At 71.4% G+C, this 17,181-nt stretch carries 12 protein-coding genes; 3 read left to right on the top strand and 9 right to left on the bottom strand.

Annotated elements, in window-relative coordinates; genetic code table 11:
* Both ACFOWB_RS02185 and ACFOWB_RS02190 read right to left on the bottom strand, forming a co-directional pair.
* Positions 1-810: hypothetical protein (locus ACFOWB_RS02185; protein ID WP_378145424.1), on the bottom strand; the 810-nt coding region annotated here is incomplete at its 3' end.
* 736 nt (positions 811-1,546) lie between these two features.
* Entirely contained in the window at positions 1,547-3,337 is a 1,791-nt protein-coding gene (locus tag ACFOWB_RS02190; protein WP_378145427.1) for a M3 family oligoendopeptidase, read from the bottom strand.
* Between the two features lie 169 nt (positions 3,338-3,506).
* Here ACFOWB_RS02190 and ACFOWB_RS02195 point away from each other — a divergent pair, with 169 nt between their 5' ends.
* From ACFOWB_RS02195 to ACFOWB_RS02205, 3 genes are all read left to right on the top strand, one after another.
* Positions 3,507-5,000 (top strand): sigma-54-dependent transcriptional regulator, encoded by a 1,494-nt coding sequence (locus ACFOWB_RS02195; protein ID WP_261401530.1) that lies wholly within the window; start codon positions 3,507-3,509, stop codon positions 4,998-5,000.
* 82 nt (positions 5,001-5,082) lie between these two features.
* Positions 5,083-7,023, top strand: a complete 1,941-nt coding sequence (locus tag ACFOWB_RS02200) for a L,D-transpeptidase family protein (RefSeq protein ID WP_261401529.1) — start codon at positions 5,083-5,085, stop codon at positions 7,021-7,023.
* A gap of 264 nt (positions 7,024-7,287) precedes the next feature.
* The gene (locus tag ACFOWB_RS02205; protein WP_378145430.1) at positions 7,288-9,219 is read left to right on the top strand and encodes a DUF882 domain-containing protein; all 1,932 of its coding nucleotides are present in this window, start codon (positions 7,288-7,290) and stop codon (positions 9,217-9,219) included.
* 681 nt (positions 9,220-9,900) lie between these two features.
* Here the strand turns inward: ACFOWB_RS02205 and ACFOWB_RS02210 are convergent.
* The 7 genes from ACFOWB_RS02210 to ACFOWB_RS02240 all read right to left on the bottom strand — a co-directional run bounded on the left by ACFOWB_RS02210 (position 9,901) and on the right by ACFOWB_RS02240 (position 17,162).
* Complete coding sequence (locus tag ACFOWB_RS02210) at positions 9,901-10,158, bottom strand: DUF2312 domain-containing protein (RefSeq protein WP_261401527.1); 258 nt, start codon at positions 10,156-10,158, stop codon at positions 9,901-9,903.
* Between the two features lie 108 nt (positions 10,159-10,266).
* The gene (locus ACFOWB_RS02215; RefSeq protein WP_378145433.1) at positions 10,267-11,292 is read right to left on the bottom strand and encodes an ABC transporter ATP-binding protein; all 1,026 of its coding nucleotides are present in this window, start codon (positions 11,290-11,292) and stop codon (positions 10,267-10,269) included.
* Positions 11,289-12,833, bottom strand: a complete 1,545-nt coding sequence (locus ACFOWB_RS02220; protein WP_261401525.1) for an ABC transporter permease — start codon at positions 12,831-12,833, stop codon at positions 11,289-11,291. The genes ACFOWB_RS02215 and ACFOWB_RS02220 overlap by 4 nt, the downstream gene beginning before the upstream one ends.
* Entirely contained in the window at positions 12,830-13,843 is a 1,014-nt protein-coding gene (locus tag ACFOWB_RS02225) for an extracellular solute-binding protein (protein WP_261401524.1), read from the bottom strand. Before ACFOWB_RS02225 ends, ACFOWB_RS02220 begins: the two co-directional genes overlap by 4 nt.
* Before the next feature lie 212 nt (positions 13,844-14,055).
* Positions 14,056-15,252, bottom strand: coding sequence for a sugar-transfer associated ATP-grasp domain-containing protein (locus ACFOWB_RS02230; protein ID WP_378145436.1), 1,197 nt, complete (start codon positions 15,250-15,252; stop codon positions 14,056-14,058).
* Positions 15,253-15,267: 15 nt separating this feature from the next.
* The gene (locus ACFOWB_RS02235; protein ID WP_378145438.1) at positions 15,268-16,125 is read right to left on the bottom strand and encodes an NTP transferase domain-containing protein; all 858 of its coding nucleotides are present in this window, start codon (positions 16,123-16,125) and stop codon (positions 15,268-15,270) included.
* Entirely contained in the window at positions 16,122-17,162 is a 1,041-nt protein-coding gene (locus tag ACFOWB_RS02240; protein WP_378145440.1) for a D-alanine--D-alanine ligase family protein, read from the bottom strand. Before ACFOWB_RS02240 ends, ACFOWB_RS02235 begins: the two co-directional genes overlap by 4 nt.
* Between the last annotated feature and the right edge of the window lie 19 nt (positions 17,163-17,181).

The following is a 17,181-nucleotide window of genomic DNA, read 5'->3' on the forward strand; positions in this document are numbered from 1 at the left end:
GCGGTCGGCCTGGAGCGCGGTGTCGCGGCGCTCGGTGAAGCCCTGCGCGGCGCGCGCCAGCGGCCCGCCATTGGTCGTGGTGGTGATGGTGGGCGGCGCGGCGAGCGGCCTCGTCGACACCGCCACCGGCGGCTGGGCGGGCTGGGCCGGCTGCTGGCGCGCGGCCGCGGTGCGGGCCTGCCGCACCGCCTTGGCCCGCGCCGAGCGCGAGCGCTTGGACTTGGCGCGCGGGGGCGGCGCGACCTGTTCGATCTCGCCGTCGTCGCCGGCGGCGTCCGCGACGCTCGCGTCGCCCGGCTCGAGCCCGACCACGATGGTCCAGCCGCCATAGCCGGCGGCGGAGGCCGGCGGCAGCGAGACGTTCTCCTCGACATGGCGGAACGAGACCTTCTGGACCCCTTCCGGCATCTCGACCTTGAGGCTGATCCGCCGGGTCTCGATGGAGCGGCCGTCGCCGTCCTTCACCTCGATGGTCATGGGCGCGTCGATCGCGGCGGCGGCGCCGGCCTTGCGGCGCGCGCCCTCGCCGACGAGCGCGATCTTGCAGATCGTCTCGGCGCCGAGATTGGCGCAGTCGCGGGCGAGGCCGTCGAGCGTGGCCTCGGCGCCGTCGGACCGGCGGCTCTCGCCGGCGGGCGCCATCTCGACCTTCGGGAGCGAGGGATCGTCGGCGGGCTTGGCGGCGACGCCGCCGGAGACGAGCGCGACGGCCTGCGGCGTGGCGGCGGCGTCGACCGCATGCGCGCTGGTCGCCGCCAGGAAGGTGGCGGCGACGCCGAAGGCGAACGCCGCGCTGGACAGGTCGGACATGACGTTGAAGTCCCGATTCCCCAAAAGCCCCGACGCATTAACTCATTGGCGACGAATCAGGCTGAATTGCGGAAAAGACTCAGTCAAGTCAAGACATCGGGTTGCGGAACGTTGTTTTTTCGCTCCTTTGGAGTTTTGGGCGACGGCCCGCGCGGCCCCGGGTCGAAAGGCTTGGCCTCAGACGACGCCGGGGGAAACACGCCCGTCATCCCGGGCTTGACCCGGGATCCAGAACCGACGCCGCGGCGGGAGTCTGGAGCGGCCGGATCGGTTCTGGATCCCGGCTCTGCGGCCGGGATGACGGCGGCGGGGCTCGACGGTCTCCGGGCCGAGACCGCGTCCCCGCCCGGACCGCACCCCTGCCCGATCGACGCGCCCGAACCATCCCCTCATCCCGGGCCTCACCCGGGATCCGGAACCGCCCCCGCGGCAGGATCTGGATCGAACGCCTCGGTTCTGGATCCCGGCTCTTCGGCCGGGATGACGGCGGCGGGGCTCGACGGCCTCCGGGCCGAGACCACGCCCCCGCCTGGACCGCACCCCTGCCCGATCGACGCGCCCGAACCACCCCGTCATCCCGGGCCTGACCCGGGATCCAGAGCCGACGCCGCGGAGGGAGTCTGGAGAAACCGGATCGGATCTGGATCCCGGCTCTTCGGCCGGGATGACGGGCGGCGGTTCGGGAGGGCTCGCGCCGCAGCTCGGCCGGCGCGAGTCTTCGTCAGAGCCGGAGCCCTTACGCCTCCATCGCCTCGAGCTCGCCGATCATGCGCTCGATCAGCCCGAGGCCCGTCGACCAGAAGGCGGGGTCGGCGGCGTCGAGGCCGAAGGGCTTCAGCAGCTCGGAGTGATGCTTGGTGCCGCCGGCCGACAGCAGCGCGAAATAGCGCTCCGCAAAGCCGTCGGAGGCGTTCTCGTAGACGGCGTAGAGCGAGTTCACGAGGCAGTCGCCGAAGGCGTAGGCGTAGACGTAGAACGGCGAATGGGTGAAGTGCGAGATGTAGACCCAGAAGGTCTCGTAGCCCTCGCCGAGATGGATCGAGGGCCCCAGGCTCTCGGACTGCACCTCCATCCAGATCTCGCCGATGCGCTCGGCCGGGATCTCGCCCTCCTTGCGCTCCAGGTGAATCCTGCGCTCGAAGGTGTAGAAGGCGATCTGCCGGACCACCGTGTTCAGCATGTCCTCGACCTTGCCGGCGAGCATCGCCTTGCGTTGGGCGGGATCGGAGGTCTTGGCGAGCATCGCCCGGAAAGTGAGCATCTCGCCGAACACCGACGCGGTCTCGGCGAGCGTCAGCGGCGTCGGGGCCATCAGCGGGCCCTGGACGCCCGCAAGCACCTGATGCACGCCATGGCCGAGCTCATGGGCGAGCGTCATCACGTCGCGCGGGCGGCCGAGATAGTTCAGCAGCACGTAAGGATGGGCCGAGGGCGTGGTGGGATGCGCGAAGGCGCCCGGCGCCTTGCCGGGACGGGCCGGGGCGTCGATCCAGCTCTCGTCGAAGAAGCGGCGGGCGATGTCGGCCATTTCGGGCGCGAAGCCCCCATAGGCGCCGAGCACGGTGTCGCGCGCCTCGTCCCACGGGATGATGCGGCTCTGCGCCGTCGGCAGCGGGGCGTTGCGGTCCCAGTGGTTGAGGCGCTCCATGCCGAACCACTTGGCTTTGAGCGCGTAATAACGGTGCGAGAGCCGCGGATAGGCGTCGCGCACCGCCGAGACCAGCGCGTCCACCACCTCGCGCTCGACGCGGTTTGCGAGATGCCGGCTGTCGGCGACGTCCTCGAAGGAGCGCCAGCGGTCCGAGATCTCCTTGTCCTTGGCCAGCACGTTGGTGATGAGGCCGAAGGTGCGCGTGTTGGCCTTGAAGGTCTCGGCGAGCGCGCCCGCGGCGCGTTCGCGGATGGCGGGATCTGGGTCCTGGAGCTGGTTGAGCGTCGGCTCCAGCGTGAGCGTCTCGTCGCCGACCTTGAACCGCATGGCCGAGACGGTCTCGTCGAACAGGCGCCGCCAGGCCGAGCCGCCGGTGACCGACTTCTCGTGGAAGAGCTGCTCGACCCGGTCCTCGAGCTGGTGCGGGCGCTCCTTGCGGACGTCGTCGAGGAACGGGCGGTAATGCGCCAGGCCCTCGTCCTGAAGCGCCGCGTCCAGCATGGCGTCCTCGAGCCGGTTGAGCTCGAGCGTGAAGAACAGGAGATGCGACCAGACGTCGGTCAGCTTCTGCTGGCAGTCGCCGTAGAACTTGGAGCGCTTCGGGTCGGAGGTGTCCTCCGAATAGACGAGCCCGGCATAGGAGGCGACGCGGCCCGTGAGGTCGTCGAGCGCCTCGAAGTCCTTCACCGCCTTGAGCAGGCCGCCCGAGGCCGCGAGCTCGGCGAGCTCGCCCTTGTAGGCCGCCTCGAAAGCCTTGGCGTCGGCGAGGCAGCGCTCGAAGTCGCGTTTGAGCTCGGGCGCGTCCGTTCCGGCGTAGAGATGGGAGAGGTTCCATTCGGGCAGGGGCCCGAGCGCGGCGGAGGCGGCGGAGGACACGGGGGCGATCGAACCTTCGGTCGTCTTGGGGGACTGGGCCCCCGATATCGCGCGCTGGGCCGCCGCGTTCAACAGGGGCGACCGCGTGAAACGTTCAAGCTTAAGCGCGCGTTTACCCTGAGCCTTGATGCTGCGAAGCCGTGATCAGCCGCCTCGCGAAAGCTCTCGAATGAACGCCGTGGTCCTCATCGTCGACGACGACCCGGTGCAGCGCCGCCTGCTCGAGTCGCAGATCCGCCGGTTCGGCCACGACGCGCGCACCGCCGAGGACGGCGAGGAGGCGATCGAGGCGCTCACCGCGCGCGGCGCGGCCTATGACCTCGTCATTCTCGACCTGTCGATGCCCGGCCTCGACGGCATCGGCGTGATGGGGCGCATGCGCGAACTCGGGATCGCCGCGCCCGTGATCGTCCAGACCGCCAACGGCTCGATCGACGCGGTGGTGGCGGCGATGCGCGCCGGCGCCTCCGACTTCGTGGTGAAGCCCGTCGGCCCGGAGCGGCTCCAGGTCTCGATCCGCAACGCGCTGCGCACCCAGGCGCTGCAGGGCGAGATCCGGCGTCTCGGCCGCCGCGCCAACGGCACGCTGAGCTTCCGCGACCTGCCGAGCCGCGCCCCGACGATGATCGAGGCCCGCAGGCTCGGCGAGCGCGCCGCTGCCTCCAACATCCCGGTGCTGATCGAGGGCGAGTCCGGCGTCGGCAAGGAGCTGCTGGCGCGCGCGATCGCGGGCTCGGGCGAGCGGCGCGGCAAGCCGTTCGTGCCGGTGAACTGCGGGGCGCTGCCCCACAATCTGATCGAATCCATCCTGTTCGGCCACGAGAAGGGCGCGTTCACGGGCGCGACCGACCGGCACGTCGGCAAGTTCGTCGAGGCTCATGGCGGCACGCTGTTCCTCGACGAGATCGGCGAGCTGCCGGCCGACGCGCAGGTGAAGCTGCTGCGCGCGATCCAGGAAGGCGAGGTCGATCCCGTGGGCGCCAAACGCTCGGTGAAGGTCGACATCCGCATCATCTCGGCGACCAACCGCGACCTGCAGGCGCGCGTGCGCCAGGGCGCGTTCCGCGAGGATCTCTACTACCGGCTGAGCGTGTTCCCGCTCGCCGTGCCGCCGCTGCGCCAGCGCCTCTCCGACCTCAAGGACCTCGTGCGCCGCTTCGTGCTGCGGTTCGCCGCCGAAGAAAGCCGCGCCGTCACCGACGTCTCGCCGGCCGCGCTCGCGCTGCTGGAGCGCCACGACTGGCCGGGCAACGTGCGCGAGCTCGAGAACGCGGTGTTCCGCGCCGTGGTGCTGTCGGAGGGCCCGGAGCTCCGGCCCGCCGACTTCCCCCAGATCGCCGCGATGGTCGGCGTGGCGCCGGAGGAGGTCGAGGCGCCCGCGCCGCTGCCCTCGCTCGCCCGCGACCTCGACGAGCCCGAGCTCGAGATCCGCGCCGAGGCGCCGGCGCTGCCGCTGTTTTCCGCCGACGGCGCGCTGCGCCCGCTCGAGGCGATCGAGGCCGACGCGATCCGCTACGCTATCCGCCATCTCGACGGGCAGATGACGGAAGTCGCCCGCCGGCTCGGCATCGGCCGATCGACGCTCTATCGCCGAATCAAGGACCTTGGCCTCGACGGCGAATGTGGCGAGCGCGACACGGGGCGCGGCGAAGCCGTCGCATGAACGCGTTCGTGTTCGACGAAATTGTTGTAATGGATTCCGGGCGCACGCATCGTCCCGGGACGACGAAGGACTGAGGGGGGCCATGGTGACCCAAGCCGACGCGCTCAAGATCAAGCGCCGTTCCGTCGGACGCTTCTCGATGACGCTGCTCGCAGGCGCGGCCGCATGCGCGCTCGCCGCGGCGTCCGTTCGCGCCGAGACCGGCGTCGCCGCGACGCCCGAGCCCGCGCCCGTCGCGATCCCGGCGCCTGCGAACGAGCAGGATTTCGCCACCGGCGCGATCGACGAGGCGACGCCGACCGCGCCCGCCGCGCCGAACGCGCTGACGCCGACGGCTCCTGCGGCGCTGTCGCCGATGGCTCCGCAGCCGATCGCCGAAAACCTCGCGCCGCTGCCGGCCGCGATCGCCGCCCTCCTCGCCGAGACCGGCCCGACCGCGCAGGTGAAGATGTCGGTCGCCGACCGCCAGGCGCTCGTCGCCTTCTACACGGCGCGCAAGGACGAGCCGATCTGGATCAAGGACGGCCACCTTTCGCCCAAGGCCTCCGCCGCCAAGGACCGCATCGCTAAGGCCGCCGACGACGCGCTCGACGCGCGCGACTTCCGCCTGCCCGGCGACCCGGCGACCGGAACCCCGGCCGACGTGGCGCGCGCCGAAGTCCAGATGTCGGCCGTCGCGCTCTCCTACGCCCGCAAGGCGTGGGGCGGGCGCGTGAAGCCGGGCGTGGTCAGCCCCTCGATCACCGTCGAAGGCACGCCGTTCGACGCGGCCCAGGCGCTCGCCTCGCTCGAGCAGAGCCAGGACGTCGCGGCCGCGCTCGACGCGTTCAACCCGCAGGCTCCCCAGTTCCAGGAGCTGCGCAAGCTGCTCCACGCCGCCCGCGCGGACCGCAAGGACCAGCCGGACCTGCCGCGCATCGACTTCGGCAAGCTGATCGAGCCCGGCATGGACGACCCGCGCGTGCCGGCCCTGAGGAAGCGCCTCGGCCTCTTCGGCGCGCCCGACGACCTCTATTACGACAGCGAGCTGCAGGACGCGGTCGTCGCGTTCCAGAAGAAGTCGAAGATCGGCGCCTCGGGGCTCATCAACAAGCAGACGGTGCGCGCGCTCAACGCCGTGTCGCGCCCGCATGACGACGCCGATCTCATCGAGATCAACATGGAGCGGTGGCGCTGGACGCCGCGCGACCTCGGCACCAAGCACGTCTTCGTCGACATCCCGGCCTACCGCCTGCACATCATGCAGGACGGCGCCTCGACCTACGACACCCGCGTGATCGTCGGGAAGTCGACCAACCAGACGCCGATCTTCTCCAACGAGATCGACCACATCGTGGTCAATCCGTACTGGAACGTGCCCTCGACCATCGCGCTCAAGGAGATGCAGGGCTCCTCGCTCAAGGGCTTCGAGGTGGTGGACAGCCGCGGCCGCCCGGCGGCGCTCGACTGGGAAGGCATCCGCACCAACAAGCTGCGCATCCGCCAGCCCCCGGGCGAGCGCAACGCGCTCGGCAACATCAAGTTCATGTTCCCGAACAGCCACGCGGTCTATCTGCACGACACGCCGACCCGGAAGATGTTCGAGCGCAACGAGCGCGCGCTCAGCCACGGCTGCGTGCGCGTCGACCGGCCGCTCGAATTCGCCGACGCGCTGTCGGGCGACCAGGGGCTCTCGGGCGCGAAGCTGAAGTCGATGGTGGGCGGCAAGGAGCGGTCTCTGACGCTCAAGTCGCCGATCCCGGTGCATCTCACCTACTTCACCGCCTGGGTCGGCCCGGACGGCAAGCTCGAGACCCGCAACGACTTCTATTCGCTCGACGGGCGGCTGAAGGCGGCGCTGAAGGGCGAGCCGTTGCCGCCGCTGCCCAAGCCCGCGGCCCCGCAGGTGATCGCCAAGCCGAAGCCGAAGCCGACCGCCGCGCAGACGGCCGAAGCCCAGGCGGCCGCGGTTCCCGCGCCGCAGCAGCAACGGGTCGCGAGCCCCGGCGACTGGCTGTCGCGCATCTTCGGCTCTTCACGCTGAATACTGACGGCGCCCGGGCGATTCGTCCGGGCGTCGTAAATATGTCTAAAAAGAGAACGCTAGATCATTTTCACGGGGCGAACACAATTTCGCGCTGGCTTTTCGGGTAGGGCGCGGCTAGGAAAGCACAGGTCGGGGGATCGGGGGACGGTTTTCGGCGGTTTAGTCACTGCTGGTTAACCACTCTCGCTGAAACTTTGTTGATCATTAGCGGCGCGCGCGGCGGAAGCGTCGTGCGCGGTCTCTTAGGGTCAGGACAGACCATTGAACGACACCCCTTCGTCTGGACGCACCGTCGCCCGCCGCATTCAGCGCGGCCTCTGCGCGGTCCTTCTCGGCGGCGTCGCGTCCATCGCGGCCTCCGACGGCACCCAGAACGCTCAGGCGAACGGCGATACGCGGTCGCTCACGCTCTATCACACCCATCGCGGCGACAACGTCACGGTGACGTTCAAGCGCAACGGGCGCTACGACGCCGAGGGGCTCCGCCAGCTGAGCTTCTTCCTGCGCGACTGGCGCAACAACAAACAGACGCGCATGGAGCCCAAGCTCTTTGACATCGTCTGGGAAGTGCACCGCCAGGTCGGCCGCGGCGGCATGATCAACATCGTGTCGTCCTACCGCTCGCCCGAGACCAACGCGTATCTGCGCGCCCGTTCGTCGGGCGTCGCGAAGTTCAGCCAGCACATGCTCGGCCGCGCGATGGACTTCTACATCACGGGCGTTCCCGTCTCCTCGGTGCGCGAGGCCGGCATCCGCCTGCAGCGCGGCGGCGTCGGCTTCTACCCGACCTCGGGCCGCCCCTTCGTCCATCTCGACGCCGGCAGCATCCGCGCCTGGCCGCGCATGAGCCGCTCGCAGCTCGCCAAGATCTTCCCGGGCGGCAAGACCGTCCACCAGCCGGCCGAAGGCGGCCAGATGCCGGGCTATCAGCTCGCCGCCGCCGAACTGCGTTCGCGCGGCGAGGTCTCGCTCGACAGCGCCTATGCGGGCGGCGGCTCCTCGTCTTCCGGCAAGAGCTTCTTCGCGCGCCTCTTCGGCGGCGCGGACGAGAGCGAGGACGAGGCCTCGACCCAGGTGGCCGCGGCCCCGGCCCGCGGCGGCGCGGCGTCGTCGTCCTCGGGCGACGACGAAGGCGCGGCGGCGGCTCCGGCCCCGACCCGCGTCGCGACCGTCAAGGTCACGCCGATGCCGATGGCGCGCCCCGCCGACATGGTCCGTCCGTCGGCGCCCGCCGCCGCACAGGCCGAGACCGCCGTCGCCAGCGCGGTCGTGCCGATGCCGCCGATCGCGCCGTCGCGTCCGGCCCAGGCCGCGCAGGTCGCCATGGCCTCCGCCGTGCCGCTGCCGCCGGTCGCTCCGACCGCCGTCGCCGGCAAGCCGATCCCGCTGCCGCCCTCGGCCCCGTCCGACGGCTATCAGCTCGCCTCCGCCGAGGACGCCGGCCCGCAGATGGCCTGGAAGACCGGCGCGCAGCCGATGCAGGGCCAGCCGGTGCAGGCCACCGAGCCGGCGCTTGCGCTCGCCTCCAGCATTCCGACGCCGAAGCCGCGCCCGACGCCCGACAGCGCCATCGCGGTGCTGGCCGCGCTCCCGGCGCCGACCGCCGAACAGAAGCCGCGTGAGATCGACCCGAACGCGGCGAGCGCCTACCAGGCCGAGGCCTCGACGTTCCCGCGCCTGCCCGACGCGTTCCTCGGCAAGCGCCGCGTGAACGAGAACGGCGAGCTGTCGCTCGCCTATGCCGCGCCGGGCGTCGACGTCGGAGCCGCCCAGACCCGCGCCGCCGTCGCGCCGCAGACCAAGGTCACGGCCGCGGTGCCGACCGACCCGAACGTGCGCGTGCTGTCGCCCTACGCCACGCCCGCCGCGGTCTACGCCGCCGCCACCGCCCCGATGCGCCGCCGCGCGACGCTCAGCGTCGAGCCGATGGTCTCGACCCCGCTCGACGAGGCGAGCTACTCGGCCTTCCTGACCGAGGCGCGCGCCGAGTATTCGATGGAGATGCACCATCCGGCGCACGCCGCGGGGCTCTTCGTGTCGCCGACCGCGGCGCTCGCCGGCGGCTTCACGACGGCCGCCGTCGTCGGCGCCCGCTGCGACAAGTTTCAGGGCTCGTCGGTGATGCTGCTGCGCACGCAGTCGTTCATGACCGGCGACAATCTCGCGGCCAAGCCCGTCCGCCATCACGGCTGAGCGCGTCGCGCGTCGCCTGAAACGAAAGACAAAGCCCCGGACCCTGCAGTCCGGGGCTTTTGTTTTGCGCAACCGAACCACGCCGCCCCTCCCCTCAGAGCGCCCGAACCACGCCCGTCATCCCGGGCATGACCCGGGATCCAGAGCCGACGCCGCGACGGGAGTCTGGAACGGCCGGATCGGCTCTGGATCCCGGCTCTGCGGCCGGGATGACCCGGCGGCGGGTCGGTCGAGCCTTCGCGCCAAGCGCCACGGCCCCCTCCCCCCAGCGCGCCTGAACCACCCCGTCATCCCGAGCCTGACTCGGGATCCAGAACCGACGCCGCGACGGGAGTCTGGAACGGCCGGATCGGTTCTAGATCCCGGCTCTGCGGCCGGGATGACGCGGCGGCGGAGGGTCGGGCCTTTGCGCCAAACCAAGACCGCCCCCCCCCAGCGCGCCTGAACCATCCCCGTCATCCCGGGCTTGACCCGGGATCCAGAACCGACGCCGCGGCGGGAGTCTGGAACAGCCGGATCGGTTCTGGATCCCGGGTCAAGCCCGGGATGACGCCGCGGCGGCGAGTCGACGCGGCGGCGGGTCGGCGGCGGGTCGGCCGCCCGCCGTCTCTGCGACCGCCACGAAAAAGCCCCGGACCTCACGGCCCGGGGCTTTTTCACATCCGCGCGGCGAACCGCCTGTCAGTCGGCCTGCATGCCGAGCGCGGAGAGATAGAGGTCGAGGATCGCCTCCTGCTCGGCGCGCTCGCTGGCGTCCTGCTTGCGGACCGAGATGACCTTGCGGAGCACCTTGACGTCGAAGCCGTTGCCCTTGGCCTCGGCGTAGACCTCCTTGATGTCGTCCGCGATGCCCTTTTTCTCTTCCTCGAGCCGCTCGATGCGCTCGACGAAGGCCACGAGCTGGTCCTTGGCGACCTCATCCGGGTTGACCGTGCTCATCTGATCCCGCGCCTTTCCTTGGAAACCGAAGCGCATCCGGTTCGCAGACGCAACCGAGTCGGTCAAGCGTCCGGCATGTGGAAAGCGGGCGCAGAGCAGCCCGGCCGGTCAGGCGACAGGCGGAAACGCCACGCACGGCCCCTCGATCCGCAGGCGGATCGCGTCGAGGCCGCTGTCGGGATGCGCAGGCGCCCGCACCGACAGGCGCCGCTCGCCGACCGTCACGGTGAGGAGGTCGTGGTCGCCGCGGAAACTTCGCTCGACCACCGTCGCGGCCTGTCCGGGCGCGCCGAGAACGATCTGCTCCGGCCGCACGCAGACCGACGCGCGGCCGTCGCCCTGCGGCGGCGCGGCGACAAGCGCGGCGGGCCCGAGCGGGGTTTCGGCGGCCGCGCCCGTCACGGTCGCCTCGAGAAAGATCGCGCCGCCGGTGATGCGCGCGACCGCGGCGCTCGCAGGCCGGCGGTAGACGGCGCGGGGCTCGTCCTGCTGGGCGATGCGGCCCTCCTGCATGACGGCGACGACGTCGGCCGAGGCGAAGGCCTCTTCGGGGTCGTGCGTCACGAGCACCGCGGAGGCGCCGGCGCGCTGGAGCGCCGCGGTGACTTCGGCGCAGAGGCTGCGGCGCAGGTCGAGGTCGAGGCCGTTGAACGGCTCGTCCAGCACCACGAGCTTCGGCCCGGGCGCAAGCGCGCGGGCGAGCGCGACGCGCTGCTGCTGGCCGCCGGACAGCTGGTGAGGATAGCGCTCCATCAGCGCCTCGAGCCCGACGAGCGCCAGCGCCGCGCCGATGCGCTCCCTGGTGCGCTCGCGGCGCTTCAGGCCGTAGCCGACATTGCCGGCGACGGTGAGATGGGGAAACAGCGCGCCTTCCTGAGGCACATAGCCGACGCGGCGCTTTTCGGGCGGCAGGTGCGAGCCGGAGCCCGACACACGCGCGCCGTCGATCAGGATCTCGCCGCCGTCGATCCGATCAAAGCCCGCGATGGCGCGCAGCAGCGTGGTCTTTCCGCAGCCGGAAGGCCCGAGCAACGCCGCTATCTTGCCGGGCTCCACCGCGAAATCGACGCCGCGCAGCACGGCGTGGCCGGCGAAGGCCTTCGACACGTCGCGGACTTGCACGCTTTTCGTCACAGGTCGTGAAGCTCCAGGCTGCGGCGCGTGAAGACATAGACCGGCAGAGCCGAAAGCGCGACCAGAAGCGCGGCGAAGGGAGCGGCGGCGGCGTATTGGCCGTCGTTGGCCCGCGACCAGACTTCGGTGGCGAGCGTCGTGACGCCGATGGGCGCGAGCAGCAGGGTCGCGGTGAGCTCTCGGGCGAGCTCCAGCGTCATCAGCGCAAGCGACGCCCCGACGCCTGGCAGGATCGCGGGCAGCGTCACCGAGACGAAGGCGAGGAACGGGCCCTTGCCCAAGCTGCGCGCGACCTCCTCCAGCCGCGGCGGCGCGAGCTCCACCGAGGCCCTGAGCGCCGATTGGGCGAGCGGCAGGAACAGGGCGGCGTAGGCGGCGAAGAGCAGCGCGGAGGTCTGGTAGAGGTCGGGCAGGAAACGGATCGCGAAGAAGGTGAGCGCGAGCGCCACCACCACGCCCGGCAGGCCATGGACGACGTAAGGCAGCCGGTCGACGAGCCGCGACGCCGGGCCCGGATGGCGGATGGCGGCGAGCACCAGCGGCAGCGCGAGCGCCGTGACGATCACCGCGCCAGGCAGAGCGAGCGAGAGCGTGCCGCCGATCGCCGGCCAGATGTCCGGCAGGCCCCGCGTGGTCGAGGCGCCCACCGCGGCCCAATAGACCAGCATCCCGGCCGGGACCGCCGTCGAAAGCGCGATCAGCGCGGCGAGGCCCGCCAGCACGAAGGGTTTGGCGCGCCCGAGCGCGATCGCCCGTTGCGTGCGCCGCGCGCCGCGGCCGGACCGCGAGACGCGCACGCCGCGCCGCAGCCGCATCTCGCCGAAGGCCGCCGGAAGCGTCAGCGCCAGCAGCACCGCGGACTGAAGCGCGGCGGTCGCGCTGTCGAACTGGAGTTCGTAGGAGGCGAAGATCGCGGTCGTGAAGGTCTGGACGCGCAGCAGCGCCAGCGCGCCGAACTCGGCGAGCATGTGGGTCAACACCAGCAGGGCGCCCGCCCCCAGCGCCGGCCAGGCCTGCGGCAGCACCACGCCGAAGAAGGTTCTGGCGGGCGAGCGCCCGAGCGAGCGCGACACGTCCTCGAAGGCCGGGTCCATGCCCCTGAGCGCCGCGGCGACCGGCAGATAGACGAGCGGAAAATGCGACAGCGACAGGATCAGGATCGCGCCCGCCATCCCCTGGAACGCGACGTCGATCGAGGCCCAGGCGAAGCTCGCGACGAAGGCCGGCACCGCAAGCGGCAGCGCCGCGGCGATGCGCCAGAACGGGCGGAACGGAATGTCGGAGCGCTCGACGCACCAGGCGGCCGCGACGCCGAGCACGGACGAAATCACGGTGACGGACACGCCGAGCGCGACGGTGTTGAGCAGAAGCTCGAGCGTGCGCGGGCGAATGAGCTCGGCGGCGACGCCTGCGGCCCCGGCCTCGCTCGCGCGCAGGGCCACATAGACCAGCGGCAGCGCGATCAGCAGGCAGGGGACGAGCGCGGCGAGCGCGAGCCAGAGCGGCGGCGCGCTCTCCCACCGCCGCGACGCAAGGCTCATGCGAGCCCGGCTTCGCGCTGGAGCGAGAGCGCCTCGACCGCGTCGCTGACGTCGTCGGGCGTGAGATCCGGCGGGTCGAGCTGGTCGAGGGGCTTGAGGTCGTAAGGAGAGGCGACGCCGGGCCGCACCGGATATTCGGCCACCGCCTCGACGATCGCCTTCTGGCCGGCGTCGCCGGTCATGAAGGCGAGGAAGCGCTGGGCGAGCTCGGGCTTCTTGCTGGAGGCGAGCGCGCCGGCGGCGGAGAGCGTCACCAGCGCTCCGGGGTCTTTCTTGCCGAGATAATGCAGCTCGCAGCGCATGTTTTCCGGGCCGATCTCGTCGGCGACCGCATACCAGTAGTAGGAGTTGACGAGCGCCGTCGCGATCTCGCCGCGCTGCACCGCCTGCACGGCCGCGACGTTGCCGTTGTAGACGCGTCCGTTCTCCTTCAGCCCCTTCAGCCAGCCGAGCGCGGCGTCGCGCCCCTTCAGCCTCAGGATCGCGAGCGACTGGCTCTGGAACTCGCCGCTCGTCGGCACATAGGCGACGCGATCCTTGAAGGCGGGCGTGGCGAAATCGAGCACCGAGGCCGGCAGCTCTTCCGCCTTCACGGCCTGCTTGTCGTAGGCCACCACCCGGCAGCGCGCCGTGACGCCGATCCAGCGGCCGTCATTGGCCGCATAGCGGGCGGGGATCTGGTCGAGCGTCGCCTTGTCGACCGGCGCCAGCAGCTTCCGCGCGGCGAGCGTGGTGACGGGCGCGGTCTCTTCGGAGAAGAACACGTCGGCGGGAGAGCGCGCGCCCTCCTCGACGATCTGGTTCGCGAGCTGAGCGCTGCCGCCTTTCCGGATCGCGACCGTCACGCCGGTCGCCGCCATGAAGGCGTGGACGACCGCGGTCGCGGGCTCGGCGTGCTGGCCGTTGTAGAGCACGAGCGTCTCGGCCGCGAAGGCGCGGGCCGGCAGCAGCGCGGGCGCCGCGAGCGCGACCCCGGCGCGGAGAACGTCGCGCCTGTGCAGAGGCTTCATTAGAATAACTCTAAGAACACCAAAGTCATCTCATGCCGGAAGAAGGTCTTCCGGGGAGACATGTCAAGCGCGACGCCCCTTGTCCCGGCCTTGAGCCGGGACCCAGAACCGAGACGGTTCGAAGAACAAACGGCGCGCGTCCTGCGACTTTCGGAAACGGCGTCGGCTCTGGGTCCCGGCTCAAGGCCGGGACAAGGGCGCGGTTCCTGCGCTCAGACCGACAGAGCCGCGCGTTCCACCAGCGCCGGCTCTTGGCCCCGCGGCTCGCCCTCAATGGGTTTCGCCGCCCGCCATGCCTCGGGAGACGCCGCGCCGAGATGATGCCGGTAGAGCGCCCCGAGCCGCGTGTCCCCGAGCGCCCTTCCGAACACCAGCGCCAGGATGTCGGAGCCCGGGCTCCAGTTGCCCTCGATCAGCACCGGGCCGGTCTCCGAAAGCCCGACGTCCCAGCCGATCACCGAAAACCCATGCCGGAACGCCTCATGGGCGCGCGACGCGAGCGCAAGCGCGGCGTCGAGGTCGGGCGGGCGGCGGCCCTTCAGCACCGCGCCGGTCGACGGATGGCGCTCCACCTCGACCACGCGCCCCCCCGCGCGGCGGAACGCGCGGGCGATGCGGCCGTCTTCGTCGAGGCCCGCCACGATGTTGCCGGCGTTGAAATTGTCGACCGCGCGCGGGCCGCCGGCCGAGAGGCGGATGACGCGGTCGCAGACCTCGGCCCGGCCGGCCTCGTCGATCGCGGTCATCACCCGAAGCGTCGGCAGCGCGCCGGGGGAGAGATCATGGAGATCGGGATGCGCGAGGCACGCGCGTTGCAGCACGCCGCCGCGGGAAAGCATCTCCGTCGCGCCCGCGATCGCCTCGGCGGCGCCGATCGGGTCGCCGTCGCGCAGCCAGCCGCCGCGCTCGCGGCGAAAGCCCAGAATGCCCTGCCCCTTCGAGGCGTAATTGGGCTTGGCCAGAAATGCGCTCAGCCCGTCGAGCCAAGGCGCAAGCGCATCGGAAGGGCCGTCGAACTGCTCCGGGACGGCGAGCCCGGCCTGCCGGCAACGGGCGGCGAACAGGCGCTTGTTCTTGAGCGGGTTTTGCGCCAGCGGAAACGCGCCGGGATTGATCAGCCGGTGCACGCCCTTGCGCGCCGCCATTGAGAGATGCGCGCGCCGGTCGAGCCCGGGCTCCAGCAGCGCCTCTTCGGCCGCGTTCCAGCCATTCGCCCAGGCGCCGTTTCGGCCGAGCGCCGGAAGGTTCGCGAGCGCGGCGGCGGCCGACAGAGCAAGCGCGAGCGCGCGGTCGGAGGCGGACCAATGGCGGCGGAGAGCTTCGAAATAGAGGGCTGCGAGATCGGCGTCGGCGGAGCCTCGCGGCTTGGCGAACAGCAGCCGCGGAGGAATCACGCGAAGCGTCAGCACGGCGGCAGGCGCCCGTCAGGCCGCGGCGGGCGCGCGGCGGGAAGCGGTCTCGTCGGTCGCGGCGCGGCGGCGGGCGATGACCTCTTCGGCGACCTTCAGGCTGCGTTCGGCGTCGACGTCGATCGCGGTCGCGCCGTCGCTCACCACCACGGGGCGGATGTCGAGGCCGAAGCGCTTCGACAGCCGCGCGCAGCCCTGCTCGAGCGTGCCGAGGCCGAAGCGGAAGCGCACCAGCTCGAACAGCCCCGCGACGCCGAGCGCGCCGATGACGCGGCTCGGATGCTTCACGAACTGCCCGCCGGTGCGGAACAGCTCCGCGGGCGCGAGCGCCGAGCGCGCGCCGATCCAGTAGCTGTTGCAGTTGGAGTAGTAGCCGCAGCCGAAGCGGTAGAACCGGCGCTGGCCGTCCGGATGGGCGGCGAGCACGTCCTCGCGCCGGGCGAGCGCGACCGCGACGTCGGCGCCGCGGGCGCGCGCCGCGCCGTCGATCTCGCGGACCGTGGCGGGCGTCAGCAGCACGTTGTCGGCGGTGGTGATCAGGACCGGGAACTCCTGGCCCTCGAGCGCGAAGAACACGCTGTCGACGAGGTTCGGACGCGCGTCGCGGATGTCGAGCCGGCCGTCGCGGATGAGCGCCGCGACCTCGGGCAGGGACTCGATTCCCGAACCAGCGTTGATCGAAACCACGATCCGGCCGACCGTCGGGGTCTTGGCGAGCGTCGTCAGCGCGTGGAGCAGCATCGGGCAGCCCGCGACCGGAACCATGGCCTTCAACGTGACGCCCGTGGCCTCGGCGAGCGGATCGACGCGGCCCTCGCGCTGGCCGGCGAGCAGGAGGACGGTGAGCGGCCGCCCTGCAGGGACCTCGGTCACGCCGCCCGTTCCATCAGCGCGGCGGAGATGACGCCCTGCCGGCGCATGCTGTGGGCGACGATCGATTCGACGAGCGTGGCGTGGTCCATCCCGATGCTGGCGGCCGAGCGCGAGATGCTCTTCCGGGACCACAGATTGCAGGACAGGTTCACTTCCATGAAGCTGATCGCGCCGGATTTCGGATCGAAGCGGAACTCGAAGCGCCCGTAGTCGAACGGCCAGAGCTCGGCGCAGAGCCGGCGGGAATAGTCGTTGAGGCGCTCGACGACGTCGCGGTCCTCGACCACCGACAGCGGATCGGACCCGGCGAGCGTCGGCACAAGCGCGCGCTTCTCTTCATAGGAGCGGAGCTCGCCCGGCGTCTCGGGCGTGTGCGCCATCGGCGGCAGCAGCCACGGCTCGGGCCCATCGCCGCCGATCACCGGCACGGCGACGTCGAGGATCGGATGATACTCCTCCACCACCACGTCGTGGCCGAGCGCGTGCAGACGCTCGACATGCTCGCGGGCCGAGGCCCAGTCGTCGACGATCTTCACGCCCCAGGAGGCTGAGGAGGCGTTGGGCTTCACGACCAGACGCTCGGCGCGGAAGCCGGGCTCGACGACCGGCTGGCCGAGGCGGCACGAGATCCAGCGCGCTGTCGGCACGCCGTGGCGCGCGGCCACGACCTTGCTGAGATGCTTGTCGTCGGCGAGGCCCCGGATGATCGGGCTCGCGCCGAGGAACGGCACGCCGCGGCGCGCGAGCAGCAGCGGGGCCAGCATCTCGGAGTTCTGGAAACCGGCGCGGTTCAGCAGCGTGAACACGAAGTCGGCCCTGACCTCGCCCTCGACGGAAGAGAAGTCCTGAGCCGGCGTAACGTCCAGGCCGATCGCCTCGAGCGTCGTGCGGAGCTCATGGTGGTAGATGGCGTGGTTGCCGTCGACCTGATCGGGCGCGCCTGTGCTCGCGGCGTGCTTGGCGAGCAGCATGACGCGCAGCCGATCCTTGTCGGACTGGGCGATGCGGGCGGGCGCGTGTGTGAGACGGTTCAGCATGGATGCAAGCTTAGACGTG

The sequence above is a fragment of the Chenggangzhangella methanolivorans genome (assembly GCF_042648545.1).
GTDB lineage: Bacteria > Pseudomonadota > Alphaproteobacteria > Rhizobiales > Methylopilaceae > Methylopila > Methylopila methanolivorans.